Below are 17071 nucleotides of genomic sequence, written 5' to 3'. Positions count from 1 at the left end.
CGAATCGCTTTTTATTCATTAATTCTCAATTTACGAAATGCTTACCTTTCCGAATGCAAAAATAAACTTAGGGCTGAACATTACCGAGAAACGCCCGGACGGATACCATAATTTGGAGACTATCTTCTACCCTATCCCTGTGGAAGACGCACTGGAAATCAACCTATTGAATGAAGGTGACGGAAAATATTGCCTGCACCAGGCAGGCATCGAAATAGCGGGAGAAGCGGAAAACAACTTAGTGGTAAAGGCTTACAAGCTATTAGACAAGTTGTTCGACTTGCCGCCTATAGATATTCATCTGTTCAAGCATATCCCTTCGGGAGCAGGATTGGGCGGTGGTTCGGCAGATGCTGCATTTATGCTGAAGATGCTGAACGAGAAGTTCCGTCTGGGGCTGAGTCCCGATAGCTTGGAAGAGTACGCCGCCCGTCTGGGAGCCGATTGTGCTTTCTTCATCCGGAACGCCCCTACGTACGCAGAAGGCATCGGCAACCTGTTCTCGCCCGTCTCCCTATCGCTGAAAGGGTATCAACTTTGGTTGGTCAAACCGGATATCTTCGTCTCCACACGGGATGCCTTTGCACAGATTAAGCCGCACCGCCCGAAACAATCGCTAAAGAAAACGATACAACTACCTGTTGAAGAATGGAAAAAGCATATGGTGAATGACTTCGAGGAGAGTGTATTCCCCCAGTTCCCCGCTATCTCCGAAATCAAAGAAGAAATGTACAGGCAAGGTGCGCTCTATGCGTCGATGAGCGGTTCGGGTTCATCAGTGTACGGACTGTTTGCTGCCGATGCCGTACTGTCGGATATAGACTTCGGCGGGAAAGCATTTGTATATAAAGGAAAACTGACTGTTTAGAACCCTGTTTAAATGTTATTATTGACTGCCTGTCCATACTACAATAATAATATTTTATTAAAAAGAGGAATATTTACGGAATGCCACCAATCTGGCATTTACATCTTTTTTCATCTCTTGATCATTTCATCAGGTTCCGCCACGCAGCCATACTCTTGTTGTCTTATTTCCAAATAGGGTTTTGGAGCAGTGTTCACAGATTTTTCGCAGGAAATATCTTCATCTGTCTGTTCGAATGCAGGATAGTGACCAGCTACCTCCAATTCGGTAATATTAGTACCGGTGGCATACAAATACATATCCACCACTATTTGCAGAGCAGTATCTATATCCTGTTCGCTGACATTGAGTGCACCATGCGCCTCATCGTTTCTCATCTGGCGTAGCAAGGTGAGTTTGGTGTCAAACTCCTGAAGAGCAGGATTTCCGCTCCTCCTCAATCGCTTCAGCGAAGGAATGGCAAAGATAGCATCTGTTAAGGTGGCTGATGCTTCGGGAGTTCTTCCTCTTAGTTCCCTGTCATTGCAGAGCAAATAGAGTTTCTTCAGAAACGACTCGTACTTGATGAGCAACTGGTCGAGGTGTATACGCTTCTCAATGGTTTCCATGGCGGACGAGCGCAATACCATGTTGAGCGACTCCTTCACTACCATCCCCATACCATCAAGCGACTCCACAGCGGGGAGGTCGAGTACCATGAAGAGGTTATCTACCGTCTCCTTCATACTTCTCATGGAGTGAGCCACATCGGCAAAATGGTCGGTATATTGTTCTATAATGGTCTGTTTCAATACCCGCTGGTCATACTTCGGACGATACATGTTGCGCACCATAGTGATGATGTCGTCCATACTTTGCGGTATGGGTACTGCTGTACCGTTGGCAGCACGTGTAGTGTCGTAGTCGAAATCTGCTTCCTGGTGCTTCTTGTTATTCAACGATGACACGAAGATAGCATACAGATGTTCCATATTATCCTTGAGCATCTGCTTGAAGCGGTCGAGCTGCAGGAGGTCGGGGCGTATCTCTGGTCTCAGATGGGTGCGCACATATTTATTCTGCTCCTTTCTGTAGGCTTCCATCTTCTCCTCATCGGCAAAGTTGCTGTCGGTAATGGTGGCGCAAAGGTCGCCGTTCAGATTGAGCTGTTGGAACATCAGCCCCACCTCTTTCAGCCATAGCTGTGCAGCCTGTGCCGACAAGGCTTCCTGAAGGTTCAGTTTCCTGATAATCTCCAAAATAAGGGCTATGCTGATGGTCTTGGGGCGTTTCGGTTTACTGTTTCCGTCTCTTCTACCGCCTAACTTTCCTCCTTCATCCTCACCATCGTCTTCCACGAGCGTAAAGCCGGGCAGTTCATCGCTGTCTTCTACCACATATTCATACCCTTCGTCTCCCGATTTCTTGACGGCATCACGATAGATACGGCAGTAGATTAGCCAAAAGTCAAGGAACGTTTGGTCGTAGTATTTCGAGGCGATGACATAGATGTCTCTCAGCGACTGTATCGAAGAATGATAGGAACCAAAGAGATGACGCAGGTCGCGGGCAGAATTTACTTCGGGCATATAACCTGGGTCTGTTGGTTTCAGCTCATTTTCTTCGTTGTGCCTGATAGCAATCTCCTCATTCTTGAAACACTCCTTCACCCATTGCCGCATCCAGTTCTCCATTTCAAGCACAAAAGCTACATTCTCCCGCTCTTTCTGAAATCTGCCAAACCAATCCACGTGAGGTTTGGAAGCAAGTAGCTCCTTATACATCTTCGCCACATCCTTGGCTTTCTGCTCGGGGTTGAAACGTGAACAGGTCATGCCACAGAATTTCTTAAATGCCGTCTTTATATTGGCTTGGTTTACGTTGTGCCACGAACAGTCTATCACGTGGCACTCTGTCTTGTATTTACAGGTGCGGTTCACACGGCTGATGGTCTGTATGGCATTGATGTCCCTAATTTCCTTGTCTAAGAAGAGCGTATGTAGCTTCGGCTCGTCAAAACCCGTCTGCAGTTTATCGACCACAATAATCAGTCCGTTCTTATTTTGCTTGAAATTGTCCACTACCTTCTCTTCCGACAAACCTTTGTTGAGCGTGGAACAGGAGGGCTGTCCCTGGCTATCGCTATAGACTATGACTATAGGAGCATCGGCATATTTGGCATATTGCGGCTGCTGACATTTCTCGTTGTAAAGCTTCTTGATGATGTTCAGATAGGTGATGGCATTGGGTATGGACGATACCGCCAGCATTGCCTTTCCCTCTCCCTTGATTTTCAGATAGACAAGGTTGAGCAGACGGTCAACCACAAACTCCGCTATCTTCCTGATACGAGGCTCAAAGGCATAAACCTTCGCCTTATTTTCACGGATAATTACCTCGTCATTCAAATCCTTGTCCTCCAATTCCGAAGGGAGTACAAAGTCAATGGGCACAGCGTAAGGAAAGATGTGTTCCGTAGGGTCGTGGATATAACCGTCGGCTATAGCTTCCTGCATGGAATAATGGTCGAAGGGCTGCCACAAGGGAGGGTCAAGTACACAGCGGTATTCGCCGAAACGGGTGAGTGTTTCCTCACTGGGTGTGGCAGTGAAACCAATGAGCAGGTTTTTCTTCTGCAGTTTCTTTCCTCCGGCATTGAATGTCTCTTGCAGTCGGGAGAAAATATCAATCATTTCCTTGTTGTTCTCACCTGAGTTGCTGCGATGGATTTCATCGATAAGAAACGCCACCCGCATCTTCTTCAATTTCGCCCCTGCCTCATTGATAGCATGCTGCAAGTCAAGAAACTTCTGGATATTCACCACGATGATGCGTCGTTTGTCGCTCAGTGCATTGATAAAAGTCTTACTGTTGTGGGCTTCCACAAACATGTTGTTGTCGATATTCATGTTCATCATGGTAGTATCGAGCTGGTTGCGCAGTTGCACACGATCCACAACCATCAGCACCTTGTCATAAGCAAAACGTCCTTCGTAGCGGTAGTCCTTCAGTTGCAGGGCAGTCCATCCGATGATGTTGCTCTTGCCGAAACCCGCAGCATACTGCATCAGTAGCGAATAGACAAACTTGTTGTTGTAGAATTGCTGTCGCTTACGTATGATTTCCTCCAATTTATCCTGCGGCACCCCCACGACAAGCATGTCACGGCGCAACTGGTTCATATAATAGTCCGGCTCATGCTCATGGTCGAGCATCTCCTTGATGCGCCCCATAATCTTGTCGCATCCGAACTTCTGTTTGGGGCGTGGACAAATGAGCTTTCCACTGTTGCTCACACGCACCTTCTTACCATGCTTCAGTTTCTTGTATTTATACTCTAGGAAGTTGAAATAGCGTATTTCCTTCTCCACCATTCGTTTGTCATAGAGTGCACGTGCCACCTCCTCAAAGGCTGCTTTGCCTGTGAACAAGGGCGAAGAGACGGGATAGTTCTTGAACACCTTGTTCATTTCCGCCTGCAGGGTATCCATGTTCTTGGGCACGTCCTCACGAAAGTTGGTGATAGCCATATCCTCAAACTGCGCTATGTTGCGCATCACAAAGGTCTGGTTACAGTCGGTGGCGATGAGGTGAATGGCTTTCTGGAAGAGGGCAAGCAACTCTCTGCGTTCCGCATCAACGTATTTTGTCCCCTCCTTCTCTTTTTGGCAGATGGACTGTATTGCAGACAGATAGTCTTTGGTTACTTTCCTACGTCCGTGCTCTTCGGCACTCTGTCCCATCGACACAGTCTTCAATTCCATATAGCCAAAGTATATGCCGTTTACGAAGAAGGTGATGTCGGGGCGCACCGTACCGCTCACTTTCTCGCCGTTCAGGTCGAAACAATGTTCACTTTCCTCCACGGCACAAAAGATATTCCTTTCAAACTCCCTATCCTCCATCAGTTCGGAGCCGGAAAGGTGAAGCAAGGGGATTATCTCATCTTCAAAGGTTATGGTCTTGTTCTTGTTCAAAAAGACAGCCACGTTAGCGAAGGTCAGCATACGCCGATAGACAGCATCTTTCAATGCCGCCTCCAACTTCCGCTCGTCGCCATCATACCTACGGAGCAGCCGTTCCCATGCCTTTGGCTCATTGGTGCGTACAAATTCGCCCAGCACTGATGGGATAATCAGTTCGTTGCTCACGATGTTGGGACTTACAGTTCTATAGCCCAATCCGCCATCCTCCTCACGCCGGGAGATAAATTCCATCACGTAGTCGCGCTGTATCTTTCTTTCATTCATATCGCTCTGATTATGACTTTTTATATTTCTGCACCAAGTTACACCGTTCGCTTGCCTGTCACCACCTCACTTATCAAGGCCCGTTTCAGTTCCTTGTATTTCTCTATCTGCTTTTCCAGATTGGTAATGTTAGCATCTATCTCACTACATTTCTCATCAAGGTAGGAGGCTATGGATTGCTGCTCTTCAGAATGTGGGAGAGGAATTGTCAAATTTGCAAAAGAATCCCAATTTGTTCGTGGCATCTTTACTCCTGCTACTTGATTCTTCAAATAATCAATGACTTGATGGGATAAGATAAAATACAAAATATATTTGTTATGCACATCCCTATAAGGACGGAGAACAAAGAACTCTGTAGAACATATTCCATCGTTTTTGGGAAGATAGCCCTTAGCCAAATATGGCCTCAATTTCCCAAATAACACATCTCCTGAATGAAATATGCTATTTGTTCCTTCTGTGGTAGAATCTGAAGGAATATAACGAGCAGTCCAACTTTCAATATTTTCTAAGGCAATATAAGGCAGAGAAGTATCATTGGTCTTTTCATTAACCAATTCTACAACATCCTTAATCCTCTTCAATTCCCATCCCTCAGGAATCTCTCCAATCCAATCCACACCAGAGGGCTTGAACCTGGCATTTGGGTTAAGTCCTTTGGTAACGACACGGCTGATAAGAGCCTTCTTTAATTTCAAATAAGCATCGCGCTTCTTCGACAACAAAGAGACACGATCATCTATCTTACCCACCTTGTCGTTCAAATAAGAGACTATCCTGCCTTGCTCTTCAAAGGAAGGAATGTCAAACTCAAAATTGGAAATATCTTCTTTTGTCAATCCCTCTCTATTTGCTCCTGTTTGGGTAAGGTATATCTTTTGTTGCCCCAAATCAGAAACAAGACAATAATATAGGTATAGTGAAAGGACTTTTGATGTCGAACGAATAATGCAAACATGCTGATTGACATTTCCCTCAGTAAAATCATTCGGCAGATAATAACATCTGCCAATAGAAGCTCCTGTAATATTTAGCAACACATCGTTTGGTTTTAATCGAGTTGAGGACATTGACTTATGGATTTCTTCCGATATATAGGCAATATCATGGAGCAGCAGCCCTTCATTCGTAATATTTTGGCTACGAAACAAAGGAATACCTTCTGATTGGTAAACTTCAGCTCCTCCACGTGGAGTAATGCCACTACCAACCTTGGTTGTGAAATCTTTGATTCTCATCCTCATAACTCAATTCCTTTCAATGCTTCATCCAATTCCTTGATTTCTGCCAGTATCTCCTCAACGCTACCAATCTCCTCAACCACATAGAACTCCTTGTTAAAGTTTAGTTCCACGCCCACCTTGTTAGTTGTCAACACGAAAGGTTTGAACACATACTTATCTATGAAAGCCTGTATCTCATGGTTGTTTTCTTCTTCATCGAAATGATGGGGGATGATTTCGTAATCGCTCACAAGATATGGTTCTATGGCAATCTTATAAACCATGTCACTCTTTTTGTTGATGGCAGCCTTGAAGGAGAATGTGCCACATCCAAGGTCACGGGTATTGCCTTGACAGTCTGTATGGATGATGGTACGCTCATCTGGATTGAAAGCATACATGTTACCCTCTTCAGTAGTGATAGAGAGCGGGAGCGATAGGCGTTCCTCGGTAATGCGCTTGGCTATCTGCCTGACATCATCGGCAGACAACTGCGTGATGTCCGTATATTCGTCTTCCCCCACCCTCAACGACACAGGATACTTGATGACAAAGGCTTTACCGTCCGGGCACACCGTCTGCTCCACATAACGCCCCTGCTCAGACACTTCGGTGAGCATAAGAGATTGCTTGTTATAGTAGAAATACTCACGGTCGTAAATCTTGCAGATGGCTGAAGGCTCAAAGGCTATAAGTGCATCGACAATCTTCCGACGCCCCTCTTTGGGTATTTCCCTACGCTTGTCACCCTTCGCTTTCTTCAGCAACTGCCAAAGTCCGCTACCATCAATGAGCGCCACTTTCCCCCTACGCATAGGATCTTGGTGCTTATTTTTGTTCATCACCCACAAATAGGTGTAGATGCCCGTATTGAAAAACTCGTTCTGAGGCATCTGTATAATGGCTTCCACCCAGTCATGGTCGAAGATGTACTTGCGGATGTTGCTCTCGCCCCCACCTGCATCGCCCGAAAACAGCGTAGAACCATTGTGTACCTCTACGGCAATGCCCGTGTCGGCGAGTTTCCAAAGAATGTGCTGCATGAAAAGCAACTGTCCGTCGCTTGTACTGGGATAGCCTGCAGGAAACTGCCCCTGTTCGTCTTTCTTCACCTCCTTTTCATAGCCCGTCCACTTGGTGCCGTAGGGAGGATTCGCTACAATGACATCAAACTCGTTGTTGGGGAACGGAACGGTGGTGAGCGTATTGCCATAATGAATTTTGGATTGCTTGCGGAAGCGTGACTCAATGGCAGCAAGGGCATAGAGTGCATCGTTGTACTCCGAACCGTAGGTAGCCACACGCTTATATCCGGCATTCGTTACCAACTTGTCTGCCACACCGAAGAGCAGGTTGGCACCGCCACACGTGGGGTCATAGACATGCAACCACTGCTCCTTGGGCTTGCTGACCTTCGATGACACGATGTCGGCAATCAGCGAGATAATGTCATCAGGAGTATATTGCTCTCCTGCAGTGGATGCAGAGAGGTCGGCCCACTTGCGCTTGATATGTTCCTCCAAGGTAGTGATGGCAGAGTTGTCGTAGGCGGAGAGGTCTACCTTTGCCCATGCCTGTGCCACACTGAAGAGGATACCTTTCTTCCGCAGTTCTGTCACTATGCCGTCCATGTTGAGATACCGTTGTGTGCCGCGCTCGATATTAATGCCCAAAAGCACCTTCAACTCACTGTCGAAAGCAGAGAGATAGTGAGCGAAATCTCCATCAAAAGTAGCATCATTCATGGTAATGGCGGCAAGCGTCTTGTCTTGCATGACGATATATTCGTTGTAGCCGCACTTCTCGTCGAGGAACGCCTCTTTGAACTCCTCGGAGTTATCTTTCGGGTTGGTGCCCTCCTTGTCCATCACCCGCTGCACGGCATTCCTCATGCGTCCTTCGAGCATCACCAATGCAAAGAACGGCATCATGTAGGCTGGGAAGTCGCTACGCTTGATGCTGGCAGCCAGCAACAGGTCGGCCACCGCCCAAATGTCACTTTCGTAGTGCATGATGTCACGCATTGGTTCGGTATGTATATCGTTTTCTGTTAGCATACGAAATTATATCTTATACTTTAACCCCACCTCATACTTTATCAATGCTTAGTACACTTCCACTTTTTCAGCAATCCGTTTTGTCTTGTCGCGCAACGCATCAAGGTCGCTATCCAACGGTGCGTAGCACAACACTACGCCCATACGGCGGTTGACGCGCGTAGTAGGTTTGCCGAAAATGCGTAAGTAGGTATCCTCCTCTTTGGTCACTTCTTCCATACCGCGATAATTCGGACGTTCCTGGCTGCTGATAGATGAAAGAACAACAGCGCTTGCACCTATCCGTTCTTGCTTAATATTAGGAATAGGCAAACCGAGCACGGCACGGCAATGCAATTCGAATTCATTCAGATTTTGCGTTCCTGCCAATGTCACCATGCCCGTATCGTGCGGACGCGGAGAGAGTTCTGAGAAATAAACACCGTTCTCATGGCTCAGGAAGAATTCCACTCCCCACAAACCGGCACCGGTCAGAGCACGGGTCACCTTCTCTGCCATATCCTGCGCTTCTTTCAAATGGGCGGGATCTATATGGGCAGGCTGGAAACTCTCGCGATAGTCTCCCCCTTTCTGCACGTGTCCGATAGGCGGACAGAACAGCGTAGGACCATTCTTTTGGGTAACGGTCAACAAGGTAATTTCACTGTCGAATTTGATGAACTCCTCGATAATAAGTTCCTTGATGTCGCCCCGGCTACCACTGCAACCGTACTCCCACGCATGTTCCAACTCACCGGCACTCTTTACGAGCGATTGCCCTTTACCGGAAGAAGACATCAAAGGTTTTACCACACAGGGAAAACCTATCTTTTCGGCAGCGGCTTTCAGTTCGTCCAAAGACTTGGCATAGAAATATCGGGCGGTCTTCAGCCCCAATTCCTTAGCGGCAAGGTCACGAATAGCCTTACGGTTCATTGTAAAATTCACCGCACGTGCACTGGGTACAACCTGAATTCCCTCTTTCTCGAATTCGTACAAACGTTCCGTACGGATAGCCTCTATTTCCGGTACAATAATATCCGGTTGGTGTTTACGCACTACGCATTCCAATGCGTCACCATCCAACATGCTGAACACTTCGCATTCGTCTGCCACCTGCATGGCGGGCGCTCCGGCATAAGAATCACAGGCAATAACATATTGCCCCTTTCGTTGGGCGGAAATCACAAATTCCTTACCCAATTCACCGGAACCTAACAGTAAAATCTTTTTCATTGCAGTATCAGTTATAATAGAATTATCGCAAAGATAGGGAGAAAAAACGATATAAAAAGAAATACGGGAAGTTAACTTCATTCACTGTATAAAGTTAACTTCCCGCAGTTATGATGTTAACATCCTGCCACCAACTTAGTTAACTTCATTAAAGCAATGAAGTTAACTAAGAGCCTGTTTATTGATGTTGCTCTCTCAATAAGTCGTTCACAGTCTTAACCGGATTAAAGGTGGCGAGGGGCACTTCTACAAAGACTGTACTCCAATCGCTCATCGCACCGTTCCAAAGTCCGGGAAGTTCCAAAGCCTTGAGGTCCTTGCCGTTTTTCGACTTATAGGAAATAAAGCCCGTAGCCTTATCTACATACTTCACCAAATCGAACTTATGACCTTTATAATCGCGTACAGCACAAACCAAGTCTACCGGATTGAAGTGAGTGCCTTTTTCGAACATTTCTTTCTTCTCCGGATCATTCATGTCAATCTGTGAGCTTTCGAGGATTTGCAAAGAGATTGTACCGTCACTATTGTAAGCAAGGAACGGACCACCACCCGGTTCGCCCACGTTCTTCACCATGCCGCAGACACGCATCGGACGGTTCAGTTTTTCTTTCAAGTAAATCACGAGTTCGGCATCTTCCAAATTCTTCGTTTCCGGATTTTTGCAGAACAGTTTCTTCTGTACGAACTGCAGGATATCAATAATCTGCTCATGCGTATATTTGCCGCTGTCCAACAGTTGCAAATAAGCAAATGCCTGCTGCTGCAGGGTGATGAGCATGCCGGCAATCAATTTCTTATATAATACGGTATCTCCTTTCAGTTTATCGGGCACCACATTGTCGATGTTCTTGATAAAGATGACATCGGCATCAAGGTCGTTCAGGTTTTCAATCAATGCACCGTGACCGCCCGGTCGGAACAGGAGCTTGCCGTTATCGCGGAAAAGTTTGTTCTCCATGTCGGCGGCAACGGTATCGGTACTCGGCTTCTGTTCGGAGAAGCTGATATTGTAATCCACACCATATTTTTTGGCATACAGAGCGGCTTTCTCGTCTACCAATGCCTTGAACAGCGCACGGTGTTCGGGAGATACGGTGAAATGAACATTAACTTTACCATTCTTATTGGCGGCATAGAGCGCACCTTCTACCAGATGTTCCTCCAACGGTGTACGGCTACCGTCTTCGTACTTATGGAACTTCAGCAATCCTTTCGGAAGCGCACCGTAGTTCAACCCTGCCGACTCAAGCAATGCGGCAACTATCGCCTTGTAATTTCCAACGGTCAACAATCCGGGAATATCCTTGCCCGCCGTTTCCAGGCAGGCAGCGTTCAAATCGTCATAGAAAGCAAATTTCTCTATTTTTTCAAAAAATGTTTTCTCAAAAACAGATTGGGGAGCATCGTATTCTGCTCCAAGAAATTCAAACAAATTCTTAAACATACGGCTTGCCGCACCCGATGCCGGAACAAACTTCACAACCGTCTTATCCGTCTGCGTATATGCTTCCCAAGCATTCAGATATTTCTTCTGTTCGTCAACGTCCGGAACCAGTACGCCCTGCTCCACGGAAGCAGCAGCAAACAGTTTTAAATATGGGAATCCTTTTTCGAAGCAGGCAAGTTGTTCGGCTATCTGTTTTTCCGATATACCTTTCTGCGCAAGCAGTTCTTTGTCTTGGAGTGTTATCATAATATCTAAATTAATTAATTGATGCCCAAAAATACAAAAAAAGCGCAAGCGCTGTCAAGAAAAAGAAGAAAAAAACTACCTTTACAGCAGAAAATACGGACAATTATGGAAACAGATGATTTTTTCACAGCCGGAGAGAAACGTTTGCTCTTCGTGCTCTACCGAAAACTGTTGCAGCTCTCCGGAGAAACGCTCCATAAGGGCGATTGCAAGAAACTGAAAACACATCTTGTAAACTCTATACAGAACAACCGCATACAGCGGGACATCTTCCGGCTGAACCCTATCATCAAGGATATGCAGACCGCGGTCATTGTAGCGGAAGAGATAGGCATGAGGCGGGCGTCCATTTTGGGACTGATGCTCCATGACTCCGTACGTTGCGGCAGTTGCACGCCCGAAGAGGTGGAACGTAGCTACGGTGAAGACGTAGCAGGCATCATACGCGGGTTGATAAGAGTAAATGACCTTTACGCCAAAAGCCCCACCATCGAATCGGAGAACTTCCGCAACCTACTGCTGTCGTTTGCAGAAGACATGCGCGTCATCCTCATCATGATTGCCGACCGTGTGAATATCATGCGCCAGATAAAGGAGTGCGAGAACGATGAGGCGCGCAGGCAAGTAGCGAATGAAGCCGCCTATCTGTACGCTCCTCTTGCCCACAAGCTGGGACTGTACAAACTGAAATCGGAATTAGAAGATCTCTCGCTGAAGTACACGGAAAAAGAGGTATACTATCACATCAAGGAGAAACTGAACGAGACGAAAGCATCGCGCGACAAATACATAGCCGCTTTCATCGCCCCGATACAGAAAAAACTGGAAGCGGCAGGATTGCATTTCCATATCAAAGGACGCACCAAATCCATCCACTCCATCTATCAGAAGATGAAGAAACAGAAGTGTCCTTTCGAGGGTGTGTACGACCTGTTTGCCATCCGCGTCATCCTGGACTCTCCGATGGAAAAGGAGAAACTGGAGTGCTGGCAGGCATACTCCATTGTAACAGACATGTACCAGCCCAACCCGAAACGCTTGCGCGACTGGTTATCCGTGCCCAAGAGTAACGGTTACGAGTCGCTGCACATCACCGTCATGGGGCCTGAGGGCAAGTGGGTGGAAGTGCAGATACGTACCGAACGTATGGACGAGATAGCCGAACGAGGACTTGCCGCCCACTGGCGTTACAAGGGTATTAAAGGCGAAAGCGGCTTGGACGAATGGCTGACTTCCGTACGTGAAGCGTTGGAAAACTCCGACAGCAGCGGACTGGAAACCATGGACCAGTTCAAGTTAGACCTCTACGAGGATGAAGTGTTCGTCTTCACCCCCAAAGGAGACCTGTTTAAACTGGGCAAAGGCTCCACCGTACTCGACTTCGCATTCCACATCCACAGCAAGCTTGGCTGCAAGTGCATCGGAGCCAAAGTAAACGGCAAAAATGTGCAGTTAAAACAGATACTGAACAGCGGCGACCAGGTGGAAATCATGACATCCAACACGCAGACGCCCAAACAAGATTGGCTGAACATCGTTACCTCATCCAAAGCACGTACCAAGATACGGCAGGCACTCAAAGAAATGGCTGCCCGCCAGCACGCCTTTGCCAAAGAGACGCTGGAACGCAAATTCAAGAACCGAAAGATAGAATATGATGAAGGGACGATGATGCGCCTCATCAAGCGGCTTGGCTTCAAGGTGGTGACGGATTTCTACCAAAGCATTGCCGACGAGACACTTGACGTAAACGGAATCATCGACAAGTATCTCGAACAGCAGAAGCGGGAAAACGACACGCACGATGATATCGTATACCGCAGTGCCGAAGGCTATAACATGCAGTCTATCCCCCTACCCGAAGAGACAAGCGCCAAAGAGGATGTACTTGTCATTGACCAGAACCTGAAAGGGCTGGAGTTCAAGTTGGCACGCTGTTGCAATCCTATTTACGGAGACGAAGTATTCGGTTTCGTCACGGTAAGCGGTGGCATCAAGATACACCGTTGCGACTGTCCGAATGCAAGCGACCTGCGCGAACGCTTCGGCTACCGTATCGTGAAAGCACGCTGGGCAGGTAAGTCGCAAGGCACGCAATATCCTATCACGCTGCGCGTAGTGGGACACGATGACATAGGCATCGTGACCAACATCACTTCCATTATCTCCAAAGAGACCGGAATTACACTACGAAGTATCGGCATAGACTCGCACGACGGGCTATTCTCAGGTACGCTTACCATTATGGTGGGCGACACCGGACGCCTTGAAGCACTTGTCAAGAAACTGAGAACGGTGAAAGGGGTAAAGCAAGTAGCGAGAAACTAATCATATAAAAGAGTTGTCAGAAGTTATCTGCCGATAACTTCTGACAAAGAGAAGCGAACTCCCTATAAAAGCAATATGAAATACGATTTTAAGAAACAACTACGCAGCTTCGGCTATGCCTGGAAAGGCATCCGGAGTTGTGTAGGCAAGGAGCAGAACCTGAGTTTTCACCTGATTGCCGCAACCATAGTAATCATGGCGGGTATCGTATCGGGCATTACGCGCACCGAGTGGACGGTGATTATCCTCTGCATCGGCGTAGTGATTGCCGCCGAACTGTTCAATACCGCCATTGAGAAACTGGTAGATTTGGTATCCCCCGAAAGGCATCCCGTTGCAGGGCAGGTAAAAGACATTGCCGCCGGAGCAGTGCTGGTATGCGCTGCCGCAGCGGCAATCATAGGATTGGTTATCTTTATACCGTATCTTCTTTAGGCATCTTCCTTACCTCACTCTTTTCCTCTTATAATAAGGATAAGTCAGCAAGACGAAGAAAAACAGCGCAAGCAGAGCGGCAACACCCGCCGCATGATACAGCAGAAATACATCCGCCAGCCGGCATGCCATTGCCAAACCGGCAAGCAGTCCGGTTTCCATAGCCAGATAACAAGTCGTATTAGCCGTTCCCCGTTGGCAATGGTGCGATAACTTCACGAACATCCTTGTAAACGGTATCGTCAGAAGCACCAATACAGCCAATGCCATGAACGAGATATAATCTCCTACATACAATAAAGGCAACATTATGCCCGGAACGAAAGCTATCAGCAACATATTCAGCGCAGGCACCCATGCACGCGGCAACAGAAAACGGTCCAAACTACATAGGTTCAGCCCGATAGGCGCACGGAAAGCCACATATACCCTTGATATGAAATACATGCCGAGAACTCCTGCGGCAACGGCTGCGTAAACCACCGTACGAAATCCGTAAAGGTGGTATAGCAGAAACCCCGTACCCGCCCCTACCAGCATACCCATTCTGGCAGACCACGCATATATCATATTTCCCGCACTGCGCCTTGCCGAGGGCGTGATGTCGATAGCCACTGTTATGCCTGCCGTCGTTGCCAATCCAAAGCACATTCCCTGTACCAGCGCAAGCAACAACAATTTGACATAACTGTCGGCAAAAGCATAGCCCGACATTGCCGCCAGCATGACAAGAATGGAATAAAGCAATACGTTCTTCCGCTTATATTCATCGCACAGATAGGCATGGAACGGACCTGCCGCAAACATTGCTGCGGCAAACACAAGAAACATGCCCCCTAACCGGGGAACAGATATCCCCAACCGCTCCGGCATTACGAACGAAAGTACGGGAAAGAGCATATAGACGGATGTAAACAACAGCAAGTTTGCCACGCACATCCGCCAAAAGTCCAGCGTCATCAGCCTGTCAGTACTGTTCTTTCTCATTCGGGAAGTCTAAGTTCTTCACATCGGATATGTAATGACTGATAGCATCCGTCATCACAGTATGAAGATCGGCATAGCGACGCAAGAAACGGGGACGGAAACCATTGTTCATGCCCAACATATCCTGAACGACCAGTACCTGACCGTCTACGCCACTGCCGGCACCGATGCCGATAACAGGAATGGTCAGTTCGCCTGCCACACGTTCTGCCAGCGCGGCAGGAATTTTCTCCAATACCAAAGCAAAACATCCGGCTTCTTCCAGCAAGTGGGCATCGCGTATCAGTTTCTCCGCTTCGGCATCATCTTTAGCACGTACCGTATAGGTTCCATATTTGTTAATGGACTGAGGCATCAGCCCAAGATGTCCCATCACCGGAATGCCGGCACTGAGAATGCGTTTCACCGTACCGATGATTTCTTCCCCGCCTTCCAGCTTCAAGGCATCGGCATGGCTCTCCTTCATAATGCGGATAGCAGATGCCAAGCCTTCCATTTCATTGCCTTGGTAAGAACCGAAAGGCATGTCCACCACTACCATCGCACGCTTCACACCGCGCACAACGGACTTGCCGTGATAAATCATCTGGTCGAGAGTGATAGGGAGCGTAGTCACATTGCCCGCCATTACATTGGAAGCAGAGTCTCCCACCAAGATAACGTCCATACCGGCACCGTCTACAATCTGCGCCATCGTATAGTCGTACGAAGTCAACATCGATATTTTTTCGCCTCTCTGTTTCATTTCAACAAGGCGATGTGTAGTTACTTTACGAGTATCGTCTGAAATATATCCAGCCATAATCTTAAATAAATATGTTAATGAATAGAAATACGCCGGCATGCCGTCTCCACTGTCGGGTGAAAAACGGCATGCCGATAAAATCGGGCGCAAAGTTAGTGCTTTTTCCTATTACTTGTGCACTTGAAGCATTTTATCGTAAGTGAAGCCCGTAAAATCATCCAATACACAGTGGCATAACGGCTCAATAGCCTCACGCTGATTGGTGGTTGCCAACCCTATCACAGTGGCTTCGGATGCCATGCCCGCTTTCAGTCCGTTGAAAGAATCTTCGAACACATAGGTGGTGGCGGGAGTAGTGCCGAACACCTCCATGCCGAGCAGGAAACAGTCGGGAGCCGGCTTCGACCGGGAGAACATTTCTGCGGTAAGAATCCTGTCGAACAGGGTCTTTACCTCAGGGCGGGCACGGTAGACTGCGGCCATTTTCAAATCGTTGGAACTGGTGACCACTGCCATCTTTACACCGTTGCGACGCAAATCGGAGATAAAATCGAGCACGCCGGGGATGTAGTCATAGTCCATCTCCCGCTCAAAGATGTTGAGGGCGGCGGTGATTTCCTGCTGTTCCTTCGTTTTTCCGGCAAAGAAAGTATCGTAGATGTAGGTCATGGTCTGACCTTTGATGCGGCTCTCCAAATCGTCCATACCCAAATAGTCGACACCTGCCTTGTGCCAAAAGACCGAATACTGCGTTTCAGTATCCATTACCACTCCGTCGAAATCGAAAAGGACGGCGATTGTTTTTGTTGTATCCATATCGTAAAAACAGATAAACAGATAAGTGAATAATTAAAATTAATCATCAATACTTAGAGCCTGTTTACATTTTCTTCAAAAAGTCTTCTTCAGCTTCTTTTGAGCCTCTTTCCGGTCTGTTCCCCCTCTTTTTATTCACCACATAGCCCGCTATGCTCCTCATAAAAACAGAAAAACATCCTCGAAAAGAACTATCAAAATAATGCCGGACAAAATTTAAACAGGCTCTAAACAGGCTCTTCCTTTTGTCTTTTTATCCTTTTACCCTTTTTGTCTTTTTGTCCTTTTTGCCTTTTACTTTTTTGTTCTTTTGTCTTTTTGTCATTCTCCCCGTCCCTTCTGACAATTTGTATTCCCCATCGCCCCACAATCGCCTGTTTCCGTCCCGATGTGCTGCCTATCGGAAAAAACGAAACGGGAAACGCCCATCTTTCCGAAAACCAGCGCAATAGCGAAATCCTTACAAACC

At 47.3% G+C, this 17071-nt stretch carries 11 protein-coding genes; 3 read left to right on the top strand and 8 right to left on the bottom strand.

Annotated features, from left to right (window positions below):
* The first annotated feature begins 37 nt into the window (after positions 1-37).
* Positions 38-868: a 4-(cytidine 5'-diphospho)-2-C-methyl-D-erythritol kinase gene (gene ispE / locus QZ327_RS04770; protein ID WP_294617573.1), complete on the top strand. Its 831-nt coding sequence runs from the start codon at positions 38-40 to the stop codon at positions 866-868.
* Positions 869-978: 110 nt separating this feature from the next.
* On the opposite strand, the gene QZ327_RS04765 is transcribed toward ispE, so the two are convergent.
* From QZ327_RS04765 to QZ327_RS04745, 5 genes are all read right to left on the bottom strand, one after another.
* On the bottom strand, positions 979-5097 hold the full coding sequence (locus tag QZ327_RS04765) for a DEAD/DEAH box helicase family protein (RefSeq protein ID WP_294617572.1): 4119 nt from the start codon (positions 5095-5097) through the stop codon (positions 979-981).
* Between the two features lie 38 nt (positions 5098-5135).
* On the bottom strand, positions 5136-6344 hold the full coding sequence (locus QZ327_RS04760) for a restriction endonuclease subunit S (protein ID WP_294617570.1): 1209 nt from the start codon (positions 6342-6344) through the stop codon (positions 5136-5138).
* Complete coding sequence (locus QZ327_RS04755) at positions 6341-8380, bottom strand: N-6 DNA methylase (protein WP_294617568.1); 2040 nt, start codon at positions 8378-8380, stop codon at positions 6341-6343. Before QZ327_RS04755 ends, QZ327_RS04760 begins: the two co-directional genes overlap by 4 nt.
* Positions 8381-8428: 48 nt before the next feature.
* Entirely contained in the window at positions 8429-9595 is a 1167-nt protein-coding gene (purT, locus tag QZ327_RS04750) for a formate-dependent phosphoribosylglycinamide formyltransferase (RefSeq protein ID WP_294617566.1), read from the bottom strand.
* A gap of 178 nt (positions 9596-9773) precedes the next feature.
* Entirely contained in the window at positions 9774-11291 is a 1518-nt protein-coding gene (locus tag QZ327_RS04745) for a DUF4301 family protein (RefSeq protein ID WP_294617565.1), read from the bottom strand.
* 105 nt (positions 11292-11396) lie between these two features.
* Between QZ327_RS04745 and QZ327_RS04740 the strand changes: the two genes are divergently transcribed.
* A complete protein-coding gene (locus tag QZ327_RS04740) occupies positions 11397-13619 on the top strand; it encodes a RelA/SpoT family protein (RefSeq protein ID WP_294617563.1) in 2223 nt (740 codons plus the stop codon).
* A gap of 75 nt (positions 13620-13694) precedes the next feature.
* Positions 13695-14054 (top strand): diacylglycerol kinase family protein, encoded by a 360-nt coding sequence (locus QZ327_RS04735; protein WP_294617561.1) that lies wholly within the window; start codon positions 13695-13697, stop codon positions 14052-14054.
* Between the two features lie 9 nt (positions 14055-14063).
* Here the strand turns inward: QZ327_RS04735 and QZ327_RS04730 are convergent, their stop codons facing one another.
* The 3 genes from QZ327_RS04730 to QZ327_RS04720 all read right to left on the bottom strand — a co-directional run bounded on the left by QZ327_RS04730 (position 14064) and on the right by QZ327_RS04720 (position 16602).
* Positions 14064-15041, bottom strand: coding sequence for an MFS transporter (locus QZ327_RS04730; RefSeq protein WP_294617560.1), 978 nt, complete (start codon positions 15039-15041; stop codon positions 14064-14066).
* Positions 15022-15843 carry a 3-methyl-2-oxobutanoate hydroxymethyltransferase gene (gene panB / locus QZ327_RS04725; protein WP_294617559.1) on the bottom strand — a complete coding sequence of 274 codons (822 nt, stop codon included), beginning with the start codon at positions 15841-15843 and terminating at the stop codon, positions 15022-15024. Before panB ends, QZ327_RS04730 begins: the two co-directional genes overlap by 20 nt.
* 111 nt (positions 15844-15954) lie before the next feature.
* Entirely contained in the window at positions 15955-16602 is a 648-nt protein-coding gene (locus tag QZ327_RS04720; protein ID WP_294617557.1) for an HAD family phosphatase, read from the bottom strand.
* Between the last annotated feature and the right edge of the window lie 469 nt (positions 16603-17071).

The sequence above is a fragment of the uncultured Bacteroides sp. genome (assembly GCF_910578895.1).
Lineage (GTDB): Bacteria > Bacteroidota > Bacteroidia > Bacteroidales > Bacteroidaceae > Bacteroides.
Note: the sequence above shows the minus strand (reverse complement) of the source record. Positions and strands in the feature narration are given on the sequence as shown.

What these genes read in the sequence shown, in the direction of transcription:
- ispE (WP_294617573.1), top strand. Translation starts at nt 38, where the DNA reads ATGCTTACCTTTCCGAATGCAAAAATAAACTTAGGGCTGAACATTACC.
- QZ327_RS04765 (WP_294617572.1), bottom strand. Translation starts at nt 5,097, where the DNA reads ATGAATGAAAGAAAGATACAGCGCGACTACGTGATGGAATTTATCTCC.
- QZ327_RS04760 (WP_294617570.1), bottom strand. Translation starts at nt 6,344, where the DNA reads ATGAGGATGAGAATCAAAGATTTCACAACCAAGGTTGGTAGTGGCATT.
- QZ327_RS04755 (WP_294617568.1), bottom strand. Translation starts at nt 8,380, where the DNA reads ATGCTAACAGAAAACGATATACATACCGAACCAATGCGTGACATCATG.
- purT (WP_294617566.1), bottom strand. Translation starts at nt 9,595, where the DNA reads ATGAAAAAGATTTTACTGTTAGGTTCCGGTGAATTGGGTAAGGAATTT.
- QZ327_RS04745 (WP_294617565.1), bottom strand. Translation starts at nt 11,291, where the DNA reads ATGATAACACTCCAAGACAAAGAACTGCTTGCGCAGAAAGGTATATCG.
- QZ327_RS04740 (WP_294617563.1), top strand. Translation starts at nt 11,397, where the DNA reads ATGGAAACAGATGATTTTTTCACAGCCGGAGAGAAACGTTTGCTCTTC.
- QZ327_RS04735 (WP_294617561.1), top strand. Translation starts at nt 13,695, where the DNA reads ATGAAATACGATTTTAAGAAACAACTACGCAGCTTCGGCTATGCCTGG.
- QZ327_RS04730 (WP_294617560.1), bottom strand. Translation starts at nt 15,041, where the DNA reads ATGAGAAAGAACAGTACTGACAGGCTGATGACGCTGGACTTTTGGCGG.
- panB (WP_294617559.1), bottom strand. Translation starts at nt 15,843, where the DNA reads ATGGCTGGATATATTTCAGACGATACTCGTAAAGTAACTACACATCGC.
- QZ327_RS04720 (WP_294617557.1), bottom strand. Translation starts at nt 16,602, where the DNA reads ATGGATACAACAAAAACAATCGCCGTCCTTTTCGATTTCGACGGAGTG.